Below are 20,375 nucleotides of genomic sequence, written 5' to 3'. Positions count from 1 at the left end.
GAATAGTTGAATTCAGAATGTGTCATCTGTAATTCTCCTTTATTGAGATAGGTTGTTACATTGGAAGAAACCTATTTGGCTTTCTACCCATGGGTAAAGGAATTTTTCTGTTTGGGGTGAAGGTGTCCACTGTGAGCGTGAGGTCAATTGCTTTCACCAAACTATACTTACAGCCAGTTACCCACCAGCACGTAGGGTGCCCAATATCGAGGATGCTGGTATCGAGGATTTTTTAGTAGAGCTAGCTGAGCCTGCCGTAGTGCGCTGGCTTTAGTAGTAGGATTACGTGTCAGTACTTGATAAAACTGCTGCATTAAGACTGCACTGGTTTCATCATCTATATTCCAGAGTGAGGCCAGGGTACTGCGAGCACCTGCACGTACAGCAACGCCAGCTAACCCTAGTGCGGCTTGTTTATCGCCAGTTGCTGTTTCACAGGCACTTAACACCAATAGTTCAATGGCATCCTGGCGACTTTGTTCACTGTTTCGCAACAGGCGATTTAATGCATTAATTTGAATTGGGTTATCCCAGGCCAGGATAAATGTTTCCTCTGGATTAGAACTAAACTGACCATGTGTGGCAAGATGCACCACTGGAAAAGGAGTTTGGTTGATTGCATCTGTTAACGCACTTTCTGTAAAGGTTTCATTTAACAAGACACGACTATCTAAGGTTGATTGAATTTGCTCGACTTCAACATTTACAAAAGGTAGGGGAATAAAGCCATGACGAGATTCACTTAAACCAGCTGTAATGGCAGCTAGGTTTTGTTCCGCCAACGGCTTTGGGTCTACCAACTTGAGACCCGGTGCCAGGGCCAGGCTATACTTTTGGACTAAATATTGTTGTCCGTCGTAGAGCGTTGCCATCGGAATGTTGCGTAATGCCCCATCCAAAATAAAAATGAGGGTATCAACCTGGGCTTCTTCCAGGGCGGACTCTGCCGGTTTCAACAGACTGTCATAAATTTGTTTTGCCAGGGATTGGGTGCTTCTAAGACCGAAGGAACGCACAACTTGTTGACGTAAATCATTAATAATAACTTCTAGATCGGTTTGGGCCAGAGGCGTTGCATAATGTTGCAGGGGTTGATTGGGGAGTTTCAGAATGACTTCTAGCCGATCTGGCAAGATAATGGGATATAAAACAGCGGTGGCAGACTGCCCATCATCAACTACCTGATCGATTTGTTGTCGAACTGCCAAGCAGGGTTCTCGAAAGAAATTTTCTAGTTCTGCTAGCTGCAGGGATTCAATCACATCTCTAGCCTGTAATAGCTTGTTTTGGCTAATGTTAGATTCTGTAGAAGACGGAGTTAACAATAAATCTACCAGTTCTCGATAAACAGGTTCGACCTTTTCTCGAAAGTCATATTGAATATCGGGGTTAATGGCTACTAGCTCGTTGCGTAGGGATTGTAGGCTTTTGACCGCATCGCTATAGGCTGTGGTGGCATCTGTCAGGTTACCCTGTTGACGCGACAGTTGGCCCAGCTGCCACTGCCAGCGATAGGCAATGTCAGCAGCATTGAGGTTTTGTGCAATTGCCAGGGCGGATGCTAACTGGACCTGTGCCTCAGACAGATTGGCTGTTCGGTTGTAGAGTTCTCCTAAGTAGCCCATTGCGTAAGACTCAGCACGACGATCCCTGAGGTCTTGGGCCTGGTCAAGTGCTTTTTGCAGGAGTTGAGCGGTCTCGTTGGTGGGTAGTGGTTCGGCATGATCCAGCAAGTTACGAGCCAGGACGAGCCGGGTGTAAACGCTAGTGCGACCAACAGGCTGGTTAGTTAACTGGGTGCGGATATCGGCAAGGAGTGAAGTCGCCACATCGGTTTTGCCGGTTTCAAACAGTAAACTGAGTCGGGTAATGTTGGCCTTTAGCCGTAAGGAGGATGAAACTGACTGAACAGAGACTTGCTCAAAATAGTTTAGGGCCTGGTCCGTATTTCCCTGCGCCTGGATCGTATTGCCTAAGCTAAAGCGGATTTTGGCTGTTTCGATGGGGTCGCCTAGCTGTTGGGCCAATGTGAGACTTTGTTCCAACACTGTTTGAGATTGTTCAAGGTCGCCCGTAATCCGGAGCAAATCTCCCAGGTTGCGCAACCCTGTTATTTGGCTCAATGAGGGCGAACGGTCTGCAAGGGGAGGATTCAGGTCTGTGAGGGTGTTGAGTGCTCGACGGTAAAAGCCTAGTGCTTGCAAGGCCTGGGCCTGGTTGATCTGACTGCGGAGAATGCCATTGTTGTTACTGGCCTGGCGGTAATCCCGCTCGGCCTGCTGAAAAGAGCTGAGGGCATCTGTGGGTTGCGATCGCAATAAATATATGGTCCCCTGGGTACTTTGCACCTGGCCTCGACTACTCCAGTAGTCAGGTTGGTCGGGTGATGGGTTACTGTCGAGCAGTTGTAGACTAGTGCTAATGGTCTCATCTGTCTGGGGGCTCTGGCCTATATTTTGATAGGCCAGAGCCAGATGGCTATGTACACTGGCCTGACTCAGCCAGTTTCCCTGGGTGACCAGTTGGTCAACGGCTTGTTGCCAAACCTGGATAGCTGTTTTGTAATTACCTGCTTTGTATAGGTCTCGTCCCTGTTGAATTAGGCTGGATGATGACCTATCTGTCTGTTGTGCAGTTAGGCTGTTGAGAGAGTTAATTTCAGTATCTGGCGTCTGAACTAAGGCTGGCTGGCTGGCTGGTGCTGGTGGCGGGTACCAGAGGATGCCTATGCCTAGCACTGTGACTAAAGATAGGCAGAAGTAACCCAATGAAAATTTCCTTAGATATCTTCTCATGGTCTGGATGGGCATGCACCACTGTAAGAGATTAACTGGGCTGTTGCCTGGGAAGCCTGGGCTAACAGCTCAACGATGCCAGAGTCATTCATGACAAAAGACTGAGCTTCGACATGTGCTGGGCGATTTGCTGTTGGGGTTAGGGCAGTGGGTTTTGCATTAGTGTCTGTACTCTGGGTGAGGGTATTGGGGTTTCCATAAATTTCTAGGTCTATCAATCCAGGTGATTCACTACGTACTACATCATTGGGGGTGGGGGGTAATCCGCCGCGACCGGTTACTACAAATGCACTCTGCCCTTGGCCAGTATCAGTCAGGCAGCGTTGATCAATTTGGTTGCTCCTATCTACGAGGTCGGTCGGTAACTCAATCAGTCCTTGAGCGGGATCAAGGTTGGGGGTATTGAGAGTGACAGTGCCCGATAGGCCAAACTCGGAGCTGGCGGTGATGTCACTGAGGGGTGTTAGCTTGGGGCGAAATTCTAGACCAAGGATATTTCGGGCGGTGATGTTGATATTGCCGCCATTACCTTCAAAGGCATTGGCAGTGATGTCGCTGTTTTCATCAGGAACAGCAACGAGAAAACTATTGGGACCAGTAATGCTGATATTGCCACCATCACCGCCAGCTTGGGCGGTTCCGGCAGTAGCAGAGAGAGTGCTACCGTTGCGCAACACTAAGACATCTTCCAGGGTGAAGGTCAGGTTACCCCCATTACTGCTGCGCGTGGTGGCGGTGATGGCACTACCGTTGTTTAGCGTTAGTTGGTCAGCGGTTGTCGTGATATTCCCCCCCTGAGCTTGCCCTTCGGAGTTGACCGTAATCCGCCCACCGTTATTTAAAGCGACCTCAGGAGTGCTTTGGAGAATTACAGGCTCTCCACCTTGCTCGACAATCTCATTACTGATGAAAATATTCCCCCCCAATCCGGACGAAACAGGGCCTGTACTGGATTCAACAGTACTATTATCAATAGTCAGACTGTCGGCAACGTCCAAGAGTATGTCTCCTGCTTGGCCTGATGCTGTGGTAGTTGCTGCGATGGTTATTCCCTCCTTGAGGGTGACTTCCGGAGCCGTCAGTGTCACCTGCCCTGCATCACCTTGTCCCAGGGTCTCAACCGAGACCCGTCCTTGCCCCTGAATATTAATAGTTTCAGGGGCCGTAATCTCAATACCACCGCCGATGCCAGTGGCTGTCGTGCGAGCAGCAATAAAACCATTGTCTCTGAATTGGATATTTAAATCGGTATCATGGCTAGTGGGTTGGATGGATAAGTCTCCTGCGGGTGCAGCGCTGTTGGTTTCGGCAAAGACCCCCAGTTCACCGGAGATATCTAACACCGAGGTATTGAGCTTGATATCGCTGTTGCCTGCCTGGTTGGTAGAGTCTGCGGTAATGGTGGTACTGAGTTCTGCATTCTGACCAATGGTAAGGATTGGGGCCGTGATTTCAATGTCACCGGGGGCACCAGCACCAGAAGTTTCAGCAGTCAGACGGGTGTTTTGTCCTAGGGTTACGGCTTCTGATGCTTCAACCCTGATGGAACTAGCGTTACCTGCACCAGTAGTCTCGGTTGAAATAAAGGCAGCATCCGCAAGGCTTAAGTTGGGGGTGGCGATGGTGATCTCTCCTGCATTTCCCAACGCCGAGGTACTGGCAGCGAGCCCTGCCCTATCCAGTAGTTCGATGCTCTCAGACGCCTCCAATATAATCCCCTCAGAATCTCCTTCAGACCTCTCTGATATGCTGCTGGACTCGACTTGGCTGAAAACGCCACTGTTATCACCATTGCTAGATGCTCCCTGAGCACGAAATGTGGTGGTATTTACCACGATTTGCCCAGCATTGCCCTGATTCAAGGTATTGGTAATGAGTTGTGCCCCATCCAGGAGTTCGATGCTGTCAGATGCTACTAATTCAATTTTTCCAGAAGAGCGCTCATCCTCATCGAACGTGAAGTTAAAGCTGAAAACACCACTGTTATCACCGTTGCTAGCTTCTCCCTGAGCGCGAAAGGTATTGGTGTCCACCACTATTGAGCCAACAGTGCCTGCACCCCGATCTCTAATAGTGGTACTGAGTCGTCCCCCATCCAAGAGTTCAACGCTGTTAGAAGCCTCCAGGACTATGCCCCCAGAGTTCCCCTCAGCAAATCCTTCAATTTCGCTGATAACACCGCTCCGTCCTCGGCTGCTTTCTCCTTGAGCGCGAAAGGTATTGGTGTTTATGGCGATTGGACCAGTATTGCCCTGACCAGAGTTACTGGCAGCAAGTTGTGCCCCATCCAGGAGTTCGACGCTCTCAGATGCTTCTAACACAATTCCTCCAGAATTCCCCACAGCGAGAGATCTGACTTCACTAAAAACAGTACTCGGGACACCGAAACTGCCTGTTCCCTGTGCGCGAAAGGTAGTGGTGTTCACTTCGATGGGTCCGGCATTTCCTTGACCAGAGGTATTGCTAAGGATTAATGTCCCATCCAGAAGTTCAACACTTTCTGAAGCCTCCAAAACAATTCCCCCAGAGTTTCCCTCAGCGAACGGTTCGACTTCGCTGACAACATCACTGTCCTGCGCACGAAAGATAGTGGTGTTTACGACGATGGGCCCAGCATTTCCCTGACCAGCGGTATTGGCCTCGAGTCCTGCTTTATTAAGGAGTTCAACACTGTCGGATGCTTCTAATACAATTCCCCCAGAGTTCCCCTCAGCGTTTCTTCCAACTTCGCTAAAGATACCTGCTCCATCCAGGAGTTCGACCCTTTCAGAAGCTTCCACCACGATCCCTCCAGAGTTTCCTACAGCATCCTCTTCGACATTGTTGAAAATGCCGCCACTGCGACGTAAAACTTCACTAGATGCTCCCTGAGCACGAAAAGTACCGGTGTTCACCACGATTTGCCCAGCATTGCCCAGACCAAAGGTACTGGCCTCGATTCGTGTTCCATCCAAAAGTTCCACTAGATTAGAGGCATTGATAACAATATCCCCTGCCCCATTGCCGCTCGTCGCGTCTGCCCTAATTCCGACCACAATCTCGCTCGCCTGAGTCAGGCTAAGGGTGTCAGCTAAGATGGCAACGCTCCCATCACCATCCCCTTGTACATTCACTGTGGCTCCGGCCTCGAACAAAACATCCCCACGGACAACATTTTCAGGAAAAGCAATCCTCTGATTCGCGTCTAACGTAATCACCCCTGCTGCATTCAATCCGCCCAACTGCACATCTGCCCCTGGTGCCAGAATTTGTCCGCTTTCCAGGCGAACATCTCCCCCCAGCAACGTCAGGGTTTCACCTGCAGGTACCTGTAAGCCGCCCACATTATTAGGATCCGAACTCAGAACATCAAGAAAAATTGTGTAAGCTCCACTCTCTTGGCCATTGTCTGTATAGCCTGCTAAGGGCAAGACCGACCCTGGCCCTGTCGGTCTAAAGTCATTAAGTGAAAAAATATCTCCCCCTGCACTTATGGGGCGATTGTTAAAACTAGATAGACCCAAATAAAATTCTCCTGATGCGGTTACTTCTTGAGCAGGCAACGTCGATTGAAGCCCTACATCATCATCATTGCCAATAATCCCCAGTCCGTTTTCATCAAACAAGAAAACAATTGTATCCACATCGGTTCCGCCGACCGTGCTCGCCGAAAAAGAAGAGCCTGCGGGCAGTAAGAGCCTGTACAAATCAACATCATTATTCTCGGCGAGTTCGCCCGTGATGGTGCTGGGTACCGATGATCCTGCATCATTAGCAACTTGGGCTGTATCTAGTAAAGGCCCTGCATCAGCGACTTCAGTGATGTTTCCTGCCGTAAAAGAAATCGGTTGACTACGAATCACAATGTCCCCTGGATTTTGCCCAACTTGCAGTCCCACCGGTTGGCTCATCGTTAGCAAAGGCGGAGCTGTTGGATTAACAGTGTCAAATTCATACTCGTTAAATAAGACGCTGTCGGCAGTACTGGCGAAAAAGGAACCGCCCACATCTAAGCGACTATTGGGACCAAAGATAATCCCATTCGGATTTAGCAAGAACAAATTTGCATCGCCCAAGACGCCTAACGTACCGTCTATTGCTGAAGAGTTTGCACCGGTTACTCGACTAAAAATGTTCTCGATCCCAATGCGGTTGCTGAAGTAAGCCCCTCGTCCTTGTTCAACATTGAATTCGATAAAACTGTGAAACAAGTGGGAACCTCTAACAGCCCCACCATCAATGATGTCTACAGATAAACCATCGATAGTTTGATTGGGAATAATTTGAGAATTTTCTGCTCCTAAACTGTTGTCAGGGACAGGGTTGCTTTGAGCTAATGCAGGTGCGACTAAAAAAACACTAGTCCCACAAGCCAAATAGCTAATGAGGTTAAGGTAATAAGACCAGTGGTTTAAAGGCTGACTCATGTTTATATCCTCTACTCCTGGAAGTTATGGTGATTCCCAATCGCTTCGAATACAGTGTTTCCCTTTCTACTTTTCGATACTCGGTCTAAATCACAAATGCTTTGGTTCTAAACATGTTGCCGAGCATCATTTTAATATCAAAGCTTTCTCCGGGTAAACCCTGAAACTGTTTGAGCTATATATTTATTTCAAGGCCTTGACGTGGTGAATCGTAATGCCTGGCCCTCAAACAGAATGCCTAGCCACTGACTTGGGTTTACCCAAGCCGCTGTGACCGGGCTGAATTTGTTTAAGTAGGACATTAGAGTGTGAGCGAGTGCTACTGGTCAAGTGCTTGTTGCAGGAGCTGAGCAGCCTTGCTGGTAGGGCAATGGCTCGGCATAATCCAGCAGTGCCATGCTTTTATATAACGCCTCAGTCCTTGGTCTGACTGGGTTTGTTATATCACTTAATGTATTAAGTCGAGCTTAGTTTCATACTCATCCTAAAAAAGTTGCGTCACTCTGCATAATTTCTAGAACCTCCCCTGATAGGTCAATAGACGCTTACAGAAAATCTGTTTGAAGTATCTGATATCCACTAACTAATCCTGTAAGGAGGCTGGTACCAGGCATTATTGACTCAAAGAATGATTTTCATGTTTATGTTCACGTACTAGCGATCTCACTTGCAATTTACTCAATGTGAGATCGCACCTTTCGCCAAGTTCCAAAGCACAGTCCATTAACCTAACAGTGTTCAATCAGCAAGCATCGTCAGACAAAACAAAGAACAACTCAAAAAACACCTTTTTTACAAACCAAAATGGGTTTGTAAGGAGTTATCCATGATTTTAGAATTTGTCCGTATTTTGACTACACCAAAACCATTGTCTCCGTCAAAACCTTATTCTCTCGAATAATTGAATGTGACTAAGGTATCAATACCAAAACCTCACATCATCCGATCCGCTAACCCCGATTGGACCAGTCTGCTTGGTCTTTTAGTCTTGACAGGACTAATGGCAATCGCAACATGCGCCATGGTGATGAATATGGCCACATTACGCCAAGTGTTTCAGCCTGATGTGCCGATTCCAGGACAATATGAGGCTGCTGAACAAGTTTCTTGTTAGCTAATGCTTATCGCATTCTCGATTGGAATGAATATATTGGCAAGGTGAGGCAATGGGCAATGGGGATATATTCAGCGCATGTGAGAAACGCTGTATCCTCTTTAAGAGTGATCAGAGATGGAACAGTAAGACTGAAGCGAGCGAGACTAACGTCAAAGCATTAATCCTTTGGAGGACTTTCCGATCTCATGTTCCATCCCACCCATGGTCAGAAGGAGTAAAAAAATGGGCCCTAGGGGCTTGCCGGTAAATAAGGTACCTGCCAATAGCCCCTTACCCTTGTTCCTTTACCCCTTTTCCTTCTCTCAGCCAGAGATTTTATTTTTTGGCAGATCCCTAACCTTGATCACATTATTTGGAGAAAATTGTCATGACTGCACCTGTTCAAACCCTGGCCCCTAAGACTGATAAATTCCAGACTCAAATGCCCACTGCTCAAACCAAAGCTCGGCTAACGGCTACCTGGGTTGTCGAAAACAATCGCTTAGTTTGTAAGTGGCTACAGATTAACCCTTATGTCCGTTGAAACCGCTTTTCTAGTAGTCTGTCAAGCCTAAATTTTTAGGTTGAGACTAGGGTGACGGGAATGGAGTAAGAGGGAAAACTTCCTCTGAAATTCCCCTGGACTGAAAATCGGCGGAGATATCGATAGAACCCTTTCAGTCAATATTATAAATTCTCCGAAATCTGGAGAAAACAATATCGAGTTTCGGGTAACTGGTGGAACTGGCAACGTCAGCATTAGTGACGTTGCCATCTTTTATCGAAATGCGAATGCTCCTCTCGTTCCCTAATGATTCCTGGGTAGAGAGAGTTCTATCAGTATCTTCCCAAGTACTCAACTAGTCCAAAGATTTTATTCATAAAGGGGATCTGTCTAATGGCAGCCCCTTTTTATTTTTTGACCTGCCTCAAGCAGTAATTTGCCCTTAAGTTAGAATCTAAAATTACTGCTATTGCCAAGTGGTCTGTCAAGACGAAGATTTTGACTTGGCAAGTCATGGGCAAGACGTGGCTAAACTTGATATAAACCTTGTCCACGTCCAGAACTGGAATGTTACCGTAGAGGAAACGACAGGTTTCAACTTGGACGTGGTTTATCAATTACGGCTCACGACTCACTGTCTTAGTTCCAAATTTTTGCTTTAATGATGCCCAAGCAAGAGTGGCGAGTTAGCCTCTCAACTTAGTGAACTTTCACATAAACGTCCGCGTAAAAGTTATCAATCTTCCTGATAGGTTATTTAGGTGACCGTCCAAAGATCGCTAACTTAAATTGACGTTTGCAAGGGTGACTGATCAGGCATGAGTGAACTCCAGGAAACCGTCGAAAAACTAATTGCTGAGGCCTGTTGTCATCCTCCAGGTAGTCTGAAAAGACAGACTCACCTGACCCAAATCATTCGCCTGATTTCCAATCAGCTTTGGCGGGACCAAGCCCCCTACTATCAAGATGCTCTACAGCAGACCTGGATCTACTTTTGTCGTAATCTGTGCGAAGCAACAACTGGTTGCGCTTACGATCCTGACAAGGCTAATGTCGTTACCTGGTTAAACGCTTACCTTAAGCGTCGCCTCCAGGACGGCTACATCAATACACAAAAGCAATACGCTACCACGGCATATCCATCCACTTCCTCAGGTTCAGAGGGAAAACCTTTGGACCCGCTTGACAGCTTACCCGCCCCACCAGATATTCCCCCGCTGCTGGCAGAAGTTCAAGCCTGGGCAGAGGCCGATGCTGATGGCGTCCTGGCTGACACCCACATTAAAGGTCAGCCTCAGATTACCTGTCAGCTGCTGATTCTAAAGCGATTGCCGCCAGAAACTCCATGGAAAGAGTTAGCTGCACAGCTAGAGGTGTCTGTGAGTACCTTGAGTAGCTTTTACCAGCGTCAGTGCATTCCATTATTAAAAGAATTTGGTCGAGTCCAGGGTTATCTATAAACCCATTGTGTCTGATTACTATTACGCCAGAGAAAGATGATGACCACACAGTTAACGCTATACCCTCAAGCAGTGCCGCTTCCCATTACTGAACAGGCCCGCACCATGGCCCAGCAATTTGCCAGTGCTCAGCCGACTGCCATCAAGTCAGAGCAGGTGCAGCTAAATACGCTAGCCGTTTTTGCTATCCATGGTTACTGCCAGATGATGGGAATTGTCAGCGATTTAGAGCAAAGTGATAGCTGGAATCCAGTGACTCAGATGATGACTGATGTTGCTGACTTGACGCTGCCAGGGCTGGGTCGGTTAGAATGCCGACCTATTCAGACAGGGGCTAATATTTGTGAGGTACCCCCTGAAGTATGGGATCTGCGCATCGGGTATGTGGTTGTCTGGATTGATGAAAACTTGAAAATGGCTCATCTACTGGGTTTTACGCCTACCGTTGGTGAAACAGCCTTAACCATTTCAGACCTACAGCCCCCTGAAACATTGCTACAGCGTATCCATGAGCTAATGCCCTCGAACGAAGTGGCTACATCCTCAGATATGGACCAGTCCCAGCTAGCTGCAACAGCGGTCAAACTTGGCCAATGGCTTAATCAATCATTTGAAGCAGGATGGCTTGCAGTGGAAACCTTGCTTAGTCCAGAACAAGTTAGTCTGGCCTTTAGCTTTAGACATGTCGATGAAACGGATACTGATACTCCATTGGATGCTGTATCTGATGGCCCCTTTGCTGACAGTCTTCTTGATGTCAAACGAGCCAAGCTGATTGATGTTGGAGTGCATCTGGGGGATGTGCAAGTTGTCATGCTGGTGGAAATCCAGAGTGAATCATCTGGGGCAATTAACATTGGGCTACAGGTACATCCTCAAGGTCAACCTTACCTTCCCCCTGACCTTGAACTGGCAGTGCTAGAAACATCGGATACTGTATTTATGGATGCTCGAGCCAGACAGGCTGACAATTATATTCAGTTACAATTCAGCAGTCGTCCTGGTGAGCGCTTTCGGGTACGGCTCCAGTTGGATGGTGTCCAATACCTCGAAGAATTTGTCATGTGAGACTTGAGCGGGCCATGGAGCAGTTGGTTACCTTAAAGTTTGGTAATGGCAGCCTGGAGACTGGGCTACATGTCATTTTGCAAATTGGTGAGTCAGGTCAATTACCCACTGTAGAACTTACTGGGGATTTACCGCCTGCTGTGCAACTACAGCATACGCTTCAGCGCTGGCAAAGGGCATACCGTCGCATGGGCACACCCTATCGTCTGGAGGCTAAAACCGGGTTTGCCAAGAATGTTTCTAGAATAGATGACTGTGATACGGTTGCTCGGCAATTAAATGCTGAATTTAATCGCTGGCTCAGTTCAGATAGCTTTCGCCCTTTATATGACAAACTACTGGAGCGATTAAATCCCAGTGACTACATTCGTATTGTTTTACAAACTGAGCTGCATACTCTCCAACGGTTGCCCTGGCATACTTGGGCTTTGTGCGATCGCTACCCAAAAGCCGAAATTGCCCTGAGTGCCCCTGCCTACGAACGCATTGAACGGCAGACGATGCCTCGCTCTAGGGTTAGGATTTTGGCCATTTTAGGCCATGGTCAGGGGCTGGAGCTACAAACTGACCAGGTATTATTAAACCAATTGCCCCAAGCCGATGTGCAGTTTTTAGTCGAGCCCGACCGTCAACAGTTAAATGATGTTCTTTGGGATCCGCAGGGATGGGATATTCTCTTTTTTGCTGGCCATAGTTCTAGTCAAACCCAATCGGCAACAGATATCACCGGGAAACTTTATCTCAACCCTGACGACAGTTTAACTGTGCCTGAACTGAAGCATGGCCTGAGTAAAGCCATTGAGCGTGGATTAAAGATCGCTATTTTCAATTCCTGTGACGGTCTGGGTTTGGCCCATGATCTGGCAGATTTGCAAATTCCTCAGGTGCTGGTGATGAGAGAACCAGTCCCCGATCCGGTCGCCCATATGTTTCTCAAATCGTTTTTAACTACATTTTCCCGTCAGGTACCCTTTTATCTTGCAGTCCGAGAAGCCCGAGAAAAGCTACAGGGATTAGAAGACAAATATCCTTGCGCTACCTGGCTGCCGATGATTTACCAACACCTGGTTGAACAACCACCCACCTGGCCAGCCCCACAGCTCGACAACATAGCCAAGCCACCCCTCAACATTACTCAACAACAACAAACACTGGGCCTGAAAGAACTACTTATTATTGGCATTTTTTCAGTATGTACAACCTTAGGGTTACGCCAGACTGGGATACTCCAGCCTTGGGAATTACGAGGGTTTGATTTTTTAATGCAACGCCGTTCCCACCAGTTGCCCGATCCGCGACTGTTAATCATCACGGTGACCGAAGCAGATATTCAGGCTCAGGATGCGGATCAAAGACGGGGTTCCCTTTCAGATGATGCGTTATCAGCGCTGTTAGAGAAGCTAGAACCGATGCAGCCCAGGGTGATTGGGTTGGATATCTATCGAGATTTTCCAGTCAGCGATCGTCAACCACAACTTATCAACCAGCTGCAGTTACCTAATTTGATCGCGACGTGCCAATCTCGCAATAGCCGTGACGATAGTCCAGGGATTGCCTCGCCGCCAGAAGTGCCCAGCAATCAAGTGGGCTTTAGCGATGTACTCACCGATGCCGATGGCATTACTCGTCGCCAGTTACTGTCGATAACGCCTGAGCCAGCTTCCCCCTGCCCGGCAAGCTATTCTTTGAATGCCTTAATCGCTCTACACTATCTGTCGGCACAAGGTATGGACATCACCGTTACCCCTGAGGGGCATCTACAGGCAGGTGAGGTGATCTTTACGCCATTAGAACCCCATAGTGGAGGTTACCAGGGGATGGATGCTGGGGGACATCAAATTTTGCTGAACTATCGCCATTTGTCCTCGCCGGATCAAATTGCGGACCAAGTTACCCTCGACGAAGTGTTAGCGGGGCGTGTGAGTGACGATATTGTGCGTGATCGCATTGTTCTGATTGGTACCACTGCCACCAGCTTTGGAGACTATTGGTTAACCCCCTACAGCCATGGACATATGGGCCTACAGGAAACGGCAGGGGTTTTTCTACAGGCCCATATGGTGAGTCATCTCCTGAGCACGGTCCTGGATGGACATCCCCTCATTCGAACCTGGCCTGATTGGGCTGAAATTCTATGGATAGTGAGCTGGACGACCCTTGGTGGTGTCGCGATTTATGGTGTTAACATTTGGATTCCTACACAGCCTCAATGGAGACAGCTACTATTGGTAGGAGTAGTGGCTCAATTTAGTTTATTGAGTCTATGTTGGTTTAGCCTGACACGGTTTGGTTATTGGCTGCCATGGGTATCGGTATCTACTGTAATCATAATTACGGTAGGGAGTGTAGCGACCTACCGTCGTTTCCAGTCAGCTCACGTCTGAATTCATTAACCGGCCAAACACTGTAGGTTCTTCCTCGGAAAAACGACCATTCTGACTGTAGATAAGACTGGTCATCTAGCACGATTATGAAAAGACTTAACACACTTTTCAACTTAATGTTTCCAGTCAGTTTACTGGGTGTTGCCTGGCTATGCTTAGTGCCAATCTCCAGCTTGGCTCAGTCAACCCAAATCAACACTAATATCGAATTTACTCCACCACCTTTAGAAGATCGCGGTCGTCCTCACTCAGGGCGTCGTCAGGGAGCTGCTAGCCGAGGGAGTTGTCAGTTGTTAGAACAGCAAACTGGCCTTACGGCTCTCGTGCCAAATACCCAGGTTCAATTAGAGGACACTGCAGAAACCGCCGACAATGCTTACCTGTCTAACTATGAATCAGTCTTGAGTTTGACAACAGAAGCCTTGCCTGCTTTTTGGTTCTACGTTCCCTACTCCTCTGAAGATATAAAGGAATTTGAGTTTGTTTTACAAGATGAAAGCGGAAATGAAGTCTATCAGGAGACATTTATTTCCCATCATGAAACCCCAGGCATTGTCCAGATTACTCTCCCCGAAACGCTATCCCCTTTGAGATTGGATGCTACCTATCAATGGTTCTTTTTAACTCACTGTGAATCTGGTACAACAGCCCTATCGCCTGAGGTGGGAGGATGGATCCGACGGGTTGAGTTGGTATCTAATTTACAAACACAGCTTGATAATGCCACAGCTTTGGAAATGGCTTCCATTTATGCATCGAATGGTATTTGGCAGAATGCCATCACTATTTTAGGAGAACTCTATCGGGAGTCGCCCGAAAACACCATATTTCGAGATAATTGGAGTAGTTTATTGACATCTATTGACTTAGAAACCATTTCAGAACAGCCACTACTGGAGCCAGTAAGTATCGATTAGGCTAGTCTGTAGTTTCAAAGAAATGCTACATCAAACTAATTGCAGAGAAGCTGTAATTAGTTTGGATTATTTGAAAGTTCTGGGAACGACTATTTCAAAGTTTTGAACCAGAGATAGTCATGCTCTACAGTTGAAATATCCTAGCTATGAGGGATACTTATTGGTTGTGAGATCAGGCTTTTACGAAAAGAAATAAGAATTTTAGTGTAAGTCTGATAAGGGAAATGCAAATGAATAACACACCAGTCAAATGGGAATAATAGTGACGTCCCACTTTGGCAATTGCTCAGAGCGTTGCCACTGCTGTTCAAGCTTGGCGAGTTCTTCAGGCGATGCCTTGACGCCCTTGTGATAAACCTTGTCAACCAAATCGACAACGGGTGTACATCCTCTCCAAGTCATGTTGGCAGCCCACCGTAGGGCATCTTCAACAGTCTTGAGAATCGTTCCATTCCAGTAGTTTTCTAACGCAGCCCAACACCGTTCAATCGCATTATATTTGCTGTGGTAAGGCGGGTAGTAAATCAATTGGATGCATAAACGACTCGCCTGAGCAAAAGCTACGATACGTTTGATGAACTGAGTGCGATGACTGTTGAGCGATGGACCGTTATCCAAGTTGATGACCAATTGCTCAATCTCAACATACTCGTCTGCATAGGTCAGCCACCACTCTTCTAGGCCTTTGTATAGAGGACACTGTTGGCGAACTTAAATTTCGGCAACTAAGCAGCAGGTTCTAGCGCCTTAAATCGAGACACTCTCGTTTTGGCTAATGGAACTTCCTGAAACCAGTTGAATAATCGATCAATATTAACCGCCGCGCCAATTGCCATATTCTGCAAGTGAGTCTTAGCCATGCCCATATAGCGAGAACGCCGTAGACCGCAACTATTCACGCCTTGAGCAATTGTGCCCTCGATGCCAGCACGGCGACGATAACGCTCCTGACCTTCGGTTGTCGTTTGTGTGGATCGAGCTTTTTCTAATGCCTTGTGTTCGTCTTGGGGCAGCAGATGCAGTGTGCGGCCAACAGTTGACTTAGCTTTGGTGCACAGTGAGCGAACTGGGCAACCAACGCAGTCTTGAGGGTCAAACCTAGCCAGAATATAGGGTTTTCCGGAATCGCGGTTGTACGTTTTCCACGCCTGAGAGATTTTACCTTCTGGGCAAGTTACCTGTTCGTTATCCCAATCAATCTTGAAGTAATCTAAATTAAAGGCTCCTTCAGTTCGTGTCTGCCAACTGGTGTCAAAGCGAGCTGGCCCAATCATCTCGATGTTTTGATTCTGTGCATTTACCAGCAGGAACGCATTAATATAGGCGGTATCGGCAAAGTGCTCTTCAGGCCGAAGATGCTTGTCGATTAGTGCCTGGTGAATGTCATCAACGCACTGTGCTTCATGGACACTGGCATCAGTGGTCATCACATGAGTAATCAAATGACAGCTATCATCATCGCAGGTTTCACTCAAGTGGGTGATATAGCCTGTCCAAGTGGTGCCACAGCGCCGACGATAGCGTACGTCCGTGTCATAGGGTGATTCGACAGTTGGTGTCTTCTTTGTTAGCTGTTTGTCGCTTTTCCAACGCAGGCTCGGACCATCCTCCTGATGGTTGTATTCATAGTGATATGGCCACAGTTCCTCTAGTGCTTGCACTGTCTTGAGAGCCTGGCCTTCAGCAGATAGCTTTGATTCAGATAGGCATTTGAGTAGATAAGCTCCATCTTCTCCAACCTGTTGCGCGTAGGCGATACGCTCTGCTGGCTTTGATGGCAGCCGGTAGTCTTCTATGCGTCGTCCATAGCGTTGATACCAGTCTTCAGGTGCTATCTGTTGTAACCAGTCAGGAGCCAATACTGCTAAGTCATTGAGGGCGGCGCGAAGAGTCTCTCCAACGACTTCTAAACGGTTCAGACTACGAATGGCTCCCAGGACACGGGTTGAGTCAGTCCGTTGCTTGCCTCCGGCTTTGACTAGGCCTAATTCTCCGCAGCGGACCAGCAATTTATCCAGTAGCAAATGCTCGACGTTGCCTGCGATTAAACGGTCTCGAAATTCACTTAAAACACTATAGTTGAAGCCAATGTCAGTCAGCTCTAGCCGCAGCAGATATTTCCAGTCGATACGTGAGCGTACGGCTTCAGCGGCTTGTCGGTCGAATAGGTTTTCACGGAACTGCATGATAGTGACCAAAGCCAGCCGCCACGGTGGAATGGCCGACTGACCGACCTTTGAAAATAGCTCGCTGAAGTCGGTATCTTCAAAGATAGGGCCGAGTTCATCATGCAGCGTCACGTAGGGATTGCCTTTAGCGAATACGGCTTTAGCAACTCGCAGCGTATCAGCGGGTACTGGCGATTCTGGTTGAGGCTTTAGGGACATGGCGTTCTTCCTTCAGGATACGCTTTAGCGATCACACTTACTGATAGCGATAGATCGGTCTCAGCTTAGTGGTTTTTCAATACTTCTGGAGTTCGCCAACAGTGTCCTATACAAAGGCCTACAAGCCTCAGCCAGAGCCCTACTGAGACGGCACTCCATTATCGTGATTGATGCCACCCACACCCGACGGTGGGAGCGTGAAAAATGGACTAAAACTGAACAGTTTGACTGCTATTTCCTCTGCGTCCATGCAAAGCCAGAGGTCTGCATACAGCGGGCAAAAACAGCAGGCCAAACCGACTTGATCGACGTGATACGACCCAGGCCGACCGGATTGAGTATGATGAGATTCCAGATGACCGGCGATTGGATGTTGACAATTCTCGAACGCCAGGAGCAGAAACGGCAGAATTTATCTTAGACTCATTTAATTTGGCTGATATAGCATTTGGCTAATGTGGCCAAACAGAGTATGGGTGACGCTCAGGCAACAATAAAACTAACTGTTTATAACTGGTGGGGGGAACCTAACTCACCACCTGAGCACCTGAAAACAAAACGGCAGCTAGGGTCGCTGGGGCTAAAGCCAGTGCAGCCCGTCGGTGTCATCCATACACTCAAGTACGATTGCTACTTATACGATCCAAACGATATAGCCAGTGCTCAACCCAAGCGTAAATGCAGTCCGGCGCAGCTAGCCGCTTTAGAAAGGGGCAGGAAAAAGTCTCACTTCAAAAAACTGTACCGAGAATACTCCGCAGATTTTTGGATAGAGTATGACCGAATTAATGCGGTCAATTGGGCCAGAGAACAACTTAAAAATCCCAACCTGTTAATCCTGGATATTGAAACAACAGGCTTAAAAAAGACGGCTCACATTATTGAGATTGCGATTATCAACGGCAAAGGGGAGACTTTGCTAAATTCTCTATGCCAACCGGTGGGTCACTGGACAATCGATCCAGGTGCGATCGCAATCCACGGCATTCAGTCAGAACAATTGAGTGAAGCCCCCAGTTTTGGTGACTTGTACAGCACTATCAAGTTGTTATTAAAAGACTCATTCGTTTTAATTTACGGATCCCAATTAGACAACCAGGTGTTGGAGACCGGCTGTAAACTATGCGAACAACCTGCGCTGCAATATCAATCAGACTGCCTAATGCTTTGGTACTCCCAATGGCGCGGAGATTGGAGTAGCTACCATGGTGACTATCGATGGCAAGCACTAGGGGGAGGTCATCGAGCATTGGCGGATTGCCAAACGGCCTTGACCCGGCTGCAAGAAATAGCGGATGATTCCAGTGAATTTCAATACCCTATCGATCTAGTGCAGGCTGCTGAAGATGCCGGGGTTGAATTGGCCGCCACACCGGACTACTGATAGGGGTGTTTGAAGCGACGCTGCTCCCGCTAAGAGGGGCTCACGTTTACCCCCCATCGTATCCATCAAGGTAGACAACTCAGCAGCCGTTTCCTTGAGCACCGCCCGACTTACCTGCGGTTCAATGCCATTGAGTTTCTCGTACACTGCATTGCGGGTCACGTTCATCTCTTAGGCCTTTTTTCGGTAGTCCGCATTCATCGACGGATGAATCCCACACACCACTAAACTCAACAAGTTCACGACACTCGAGAAAAGCAGTTCGCGCTGATACTGAACTTTGGCATGACGCTCAAAGATGTCATCTAACCGCTCAGGACGGAAAAACAACTCCATCACCCCTCGCATCATCACGCTGATAGGGCTTTCTTGGGCAAACCTTTGAACGATTTCGGTTAGCACGGCAACCTCTCTATTCCTGACTGGCTTTAGCGTACCGTATCCCTTCTCAACCTTTTTCTCTGTTTACTATTTAACACTTAGACAGGCATCGGTCGCTACAGTTAGCTATGCGAACTATCTCACGAGCTATCTAACTGACTTCTAAAAAGAGAAATGTCAAAAGACAACCTGTCATACAATAAATAATTGCTACATAAATCTAAATTAAATCTCTACTTGAGAGAAATACCTATCTCCAGTGCTTACAGTGAGCAGAATCTAAGGATGACGGCATTCTTTCAGCGGTGGGGCGCAGTTATGGTGTCCTGACAAAAATCATCCTCATTGATTATTCACTGGTTGATAGAACTGTATGGAGATGTGGAAACAGTTAGGAGTCGGGGCAATTGCCGTTATTAGCATGGGTGCTCAGGATGCTTGGGCAACAACAGTCACTGGGGTACAGAATGAAGAAACTTCAGCGGCGTTGAGTATTTCAGTGGATGAACTATCTGATGTATTGCCGTCCGATTGGGCCTATAGTGCATTACAGCGACTGATGGAGCAGTATGGCTGTGTAGTCGGCTATCCCGATGACACGTTTAGAGGCGATCGCCCCCTGACACGCTATGAGTTTGCCGCTCTTTTAGAGGCCTGTCTGTCGGAGGTTACTACGTCAATGGCAGAAGGGGGGATCTCTGAAACCGATATGGCCACTATCCAGCGGCTACAGACTTCGTTTAACCGAGATCTAAACACGTTAGGAAGCCGCCTGGAGTCACTGGCAGCCGATACCGCCGCTCTAGAGGCTAATCAGTTTTCTACCACCACCCGTCTACGTAGCGAGGTGGTGTTTTCCCTAGAACAACTCGCTGGGAACAAGCAGCCTGGCAGCGACAATGACCTGCCCGATGAACTGGTCTTTGGTAGTCGGGCCAGGTTAAATTTTAATACCAGCTTTACCGGGCAGGACTTACTTAAAGTGCGTCTGGATGCCTTGAATCCGGTTCGCCTCAATGCTCCCATCACTGGCACAAATATGACCCGGCTGGCATTTGACCGTGATACCAATAATGACGTGGATATTGGTAAGCTGTTTTATCGCTTTCCGGTTAGCGATCGCATCGGTCTCCACATTGATGCTACTCGGGGAGCCTATCAGGCGAATGTCTCCAGCACCTTTAATCCAGGCTTTGCCAATCCCATTAATGGGGCCGTCTCCCGCTTTGGGCGCTTTAATCCGATTTACTATCAGGGAGCGCTGGGGACGGGGATTACTGGAGTCTATGACATCAGTTCTGATCTCACTCTCTCAGCCGGATATTTAGTCCCTGGCAAAAGTGCGGCTAACTCGGAGATAGGGCTGTTTAGCGGTGGCTATACGGCACTGGGCCAGCTAGATTTTCGACCGACTGATACCGTTAAACTGGGTGTGACCTATGCCCGTTCCTATTATCCGGGGGGAGCCGTGGCGGTGACAGCGGGCACGGGTAGTCGCCTGGCCAATGCGCCGTTTGGTAATAGTGTGGCGACATCCGCCAATCACTTTGGGCTGCAGTCTAGCGTAAAACTGGGGGACAATGCGACGCTCT

At 48.0% G+C, this 20,375-nt stretch carries 13 protein-coding genes and 1 pseudogene; 8 read left to right on the top strand and 6 right to left on the bottom strand.

Annotation, left to right across the window (positions count from 1 at the left end):
- Positions 1–167: 167 nt before the first annotated feature.
- A complete protein-coding gene (locus DXZ20_RS18280) occupies positions 168–2,768 on the bottom strand; it encodes a CHAT domain-containing protein (RefSeq protein WP_250565820.1) in 2,601 nt (866 codons plus the stop codon).
- 23 nt (positions 2,769–2,791) lie between these two features.
- Positions 2,792–7,201 (bottom strand): two-partner secretion domain-containing protein, encoded by a 4,410-nt coding sequence (locus DXZ20_RS18275; RefSeq protein WP_163699704.1) that lies wholly within the window; start codon positions 7,199–7,201, stop codon positions 2,792–2,794.
- Between the two features lie 1,484 nt (positions 7,202–8,685).
- Here DXZ20_RS18275 and DXZ20_RS18270 point away from each other — a divergent pair.
- The 5 genes from DXZ20_RS18270 to DXZ20_RS18250 all read left to right on the top strand — a co-directional run bounded on the left by DXZ20_RS18270 (position 8,686) and on the right by DXZ20_RS18250 (position 14,631).
- Positions 8,686–8,841, top strand: coding sequence for a hypothetical protein (locus tag DXZ20_RS18270; RefSeq protein WP_163670229.1), 156 nt, complete (start codon positions 8,686–8,688; stop codon positions 8,839–8,841).
- A 779-nt stretch (positions 8,842–9,620) separates the two neighbouring features.
- The gene (locus DXZ20_RS18265) at positions 9,621–10,262 is read left to right on the top strand and encodes a sigma-70 family RNA polymerase sigma factor (RefSeq protein WP_163699702.1); all 642 of its coding nucleotides are present in this window, start codon (positions 9,621–9,623) and stop codon (positions 10,260–10,262) included.
- A gap of 36 nt (positions 10,263–10,298) precedes the next feature.
- Entirely contained in the window at positions 10,299–11,330 is a 1,032-nt protein-coding gene (locus DXZ20_RS18260; RefSeq protein ID WP_163699700.1) for a DUF1822 family protein, read from the top strand.
- The gene (locus DXZ20_RS18255; protein WP_163699698.1) at positions 11,327–13,714 is read left to right on the top strand and encodes a CHASE2 domain-containing protein; all 2,388 of its coding nucleotides are present in this window, start codon (positions 11,327–11,329) and stop codon (positions 13,712–13,714) included. The genes DXZ20_RS18260 and DXZ20_RS18255 overlap by 4 nt, the downstream gene beginning before the upstream one ends.
- A gap of 86 nt (positions 13,715–13,800) precedes the next feature.
- The gene (locus DXZ20_RS18250; protein WP_163670222.1) at positions 13,801–14,631 is read left to right on the top strand and encodes a DUF928 domain-containing protein; all 831 of its coding nucleotides are present in this window, start codon (positions 13,801–13,803) and stop codon (positions 14,629–14,631) included.
- A gap of 246 nt (positions 14,632–14,877) precedes the next feature.
- Here DXZ20_RS18250 and DXZ20_RS18245 read toward each other — a convergent pair.
- Positions 14,878–15,300, bottom strand: a pseudogene (locus DXZ20_RS18245) (ISAzo13-like element transposase-related protein); the annotation flags it as partial.
- Positions 15,301–15,356: 56 nt separating this feature from the next.
- On the bottom strand, positions 15,357–17,018 hold the full coding sequence (locus DXZ20_RS18240; protein WP_163699696.1) for an IS1182 family transposase: 1,662 nt from the start codon (positions 17,016–17,018) through the stop codon (positions 15,357–15,359).
- Between the two features lie 40 nt (positions 17,019–17,058).
- On the opposite strand from DXZ20_RS18240, the gene DXZ20_RS38750 reads away from it, so the two are divergent.
- Positions 17,059–17,439 (top strand): AAA family ATPase, encoded by a 381-nt coding sequence (locus DXZ20_RS38750; RefSeq protein WP_431732103.1) that lies wholly within the window; start codon positions 17,059–17,061, stop codon positions 17,437–17,439.
- Positions 17,440–17,475: 36 nt separating this feature from the next.
- Positions 17,476–18,402, top strand: coding sequence for an exonuclease domain-containing protein (locus tag DXZ20_RS18235; RefSeq protein ID WP_163699694.1), 927 nt, complete (start codon positions 17,476–17,478; stop codon positions 18,400–18,402).
- On the opposite strand, the gene DXZ20_RS18230 is transcribed toward DXZ20_RS18235, so the two are convergent.
- Together DXZ20_RS18230 and DXZ20_RS18225 are read right to left on the bottom strand one after the other, a co-directional pair.
- Positions 18,346–18,564: a hypothetical protein gene (locus tag DXZ20_RS18230; protein WP_163699693.1), complete on the bottom strand. Its 219-nt coding sequence runs from the start codon at positions 18,562–18,564 to the stop codon at positions 18,346–18,348. The two genes, DXZ20_RS18235 and DXZ20_RS18230, sit on opposite strands and share 57 nt — an antisense overlap.
- A 9-nt stretch (positions 18,565–18,573) precedes the next feature.
- Positions 18,574–18,804, bottom strand: coding sequence for a hypothetical protein (locus DXZ20_RS18225; RefSeq protein ID WP_163699690.1), 231 nt, complete (start codon positions 18,802–18,804; stop codon positions 18,574–18,576).
- 358 nt (positions 18,805–19,162) lie between these two features.
- Between DXZ20_RS18225 and DXZ20_RS18220 the strand changes: the two genes are divergently transcribed.
- Positions 19,163–20,375: iron uptake porin (locus tag DXZ20_RS18220; RefSeq protein ID WP_250565818.1), on the top strand; the 1,213-nt coding region annotated here is incomplete at its 3' end.

It is taken from the genome of Adonisia turfae CCMR0081 (assembly GCF_011009555.1).
Taxonomy (GTDB): Bacteria; Cyanobacteriota; Cyanobacteriia; order Phormidesmidales; family Phormidesmidaceae; genus Leptothoe; species Leptothoe turfae.
The sequence above is the reverse complement of the archived record's forward strand: the minus strand, read 5'-3'. Positions and strand labels throughout refer to the sequence as shown.

Excerpts from the sequence above, each read along its gene's own strand:
- DXZ20_RS18260 (WP_163699700.1), top strand. The coding sequence starts at position 10,299 with ATGATGACCACACAGTTAACGCTATACCCTCAAGCAGTGCCGCTTCCC.
- DXZ20_RS18265 (WP_163699702.1), top strand. The coding sequence starts at position 9,621 with ATGAGTGAACTCCAGGAAACCGTCGAAAAACTAATTGCTGAGGCCTGT.
- DXZ20_RS18270 (WP_163670229.1), top strand. The coding sequence starts at position 8,686 with ATGACTGCACCTGTTCAAACCCTGGCCCCTAAGACTGATAAATTCCAG.
- DXZ20_RS18240 (WP_163699696.1), bottom strand. The coding sequence starts at position 17,018 with ATGTCCCTAAAGCCTCAACCAGAATCGCCAGTACCCGCTGATACGCTG.
- DXZ20_RS18275 (WP_163699704.1), bottom strand. The coding sequence starts at position 7,201 with ATGAGTCAGCCTTTAAACCACTGGTCTTATTACCTTAACCTCATTAGC.
- DXZ20_RS18250 (WP_163670222.1), top strand. The coding sequence starts at position 13,801 with ATGAAAAGACTTAACACACTTTTCAACTTAATGTTTCCAGTCAGTTTA.